The 1,361-nt window shown below is 61.0% G+C and carries 1 protein-coding gene and 1 pseudogene; both read left to right on the top strand.

The features are described 5' to 3' along the window. A pseudogene (locus tag DC366_RS19455) lies at nt 1–718 on the top strand (transposase); the annotation flags it as partial. Nucleotides 719–1,061: 343 nt separating this feature from the next. Beyond that, a partial coding sequence (locus tag DC366_RS19450) for a transposase (RefSeq protein ID WP_207768797.1) occupies nt 1,062–1,361 on the top strand: 300 nt, incomplete at its 3' end.

Genomic DNA, 1,361 nt, shown 5'->3' with positions numbered 1-1,361 from the left:
CATGAAGGTTACGATGAACCAGAAATCCTCCGTTGTTCAATTCCTCAAATCTGTCCCACAGGCGCTGACGTCAGACACACCCAGACCCGACAGCCCCGCCGAAGATCACCCTGAAACGACCGAGACCGATCCGATGCCCCGCACCAGCCATCAGAACCGCAATGCCGAGGTCAATTTCAAGGGTGAGAAGCGATCCAACACCACCCATGCCTCCACCACCGACCCTGATGTGCGCCTTTACAAAAAATCCCCCGAAACCGGGGCGATGCTGTGCTTCATGGGGCATGCGATGATGGAGAACCGCTCGGGCCTGATCGTGCAGGGTGAGCTCACCCAGGCGGACGGCCGCGCTGAACGACGCGCGGCACTCGACATGGTCCACCGCCATTCGCCGGGGTCGACCCAGCGGCTAACGCTCGGCGCTGACAAGGGCTATGATGCCGCCGAATTCGTCGCCGACCTGCGCCAGGCCTGCGTGACCCCGCATGTCGCGCAGAAATCGAGATATTCAGCAACCGACGGCAGAACCACCCGGCACCAAGGCTATGCCCTGTCGATCAAGCACCGAAAACGGATCGAGGAGGCTTTCGGCTGAGCAAAGACTGTCGGTGGCATGGCCCAAACTGTCTATCGCGGCGTCGAGCGGGTCAGATCCCGGTTCATCATGACCATGGTCGCCAACAACCTCGCCCGACTGCCCCGCTTACTGGCTGCATGAGACGATGAGAGGCGGCGTCAGACGCGCATGCCGTCTACGTCGAAGGACCCGACACTGAACGCCGTCGCCCACGCGATGGGGAAACCGTTCCACCTCGCAGACTTCTTCAGCACCCTGTTAGGGCAGAAGGTGTCCGTAAGGAGATCGGTCAACGGACACATGCGGCGAGTTTGCTGAACTGCGCGTTTCCAACGAAAGGTACGAAAGGTAGTGCCCCACCCCGTGGTGTAGGAGGCCGCGCGCGAAGCCATTGGCTTAGCGAAGCGCGCGGCCAAGCTTGTGGCCACCGCGTTTCTTCGTAATCTGAGTTGTTCAACGACCGACGACAACGAAGGAGAACACGATGACCGAGACCATGATCGATCTTCCGGAAGCAATCGCCAAGAGCGATGATGCGGACTTTCTGCGCGAGCTGAGCCAGGACGCCGCTCAACGGCTGATGGACATCAAGGTGGCCGCCGCCTGCGGTGCCGGACATGGTGAGCGCAACCCGGACCGGGAGAACCAGCGAAACGGTTACCGGCCCAGACAGTGGGATACCCGCGCGGGCACCATCGGGCTGAATAGTAAACCTCCGCCGAGGGCCGTCTGGCTGCTGGGCTGTGAGATCGTTTATCGAGTGTCCTTATGGACGCACACGAAG

Origin of the sequence: Pelagivirga sediminicola, assembly GCF_003072125.1 — a bacterium.
In the GTDB taxonomy this organism is placed as follows: domain Bacteria; phylum Pseudomonadota; class Alphaproteobacteria; order Rhodobacterales; family Rhodobacteraceae; genus Roseovarius; species Roseovarius sediminicola.
This window is presented reverse-complemented; position numbering and strand designations above follow the sequence as displayed.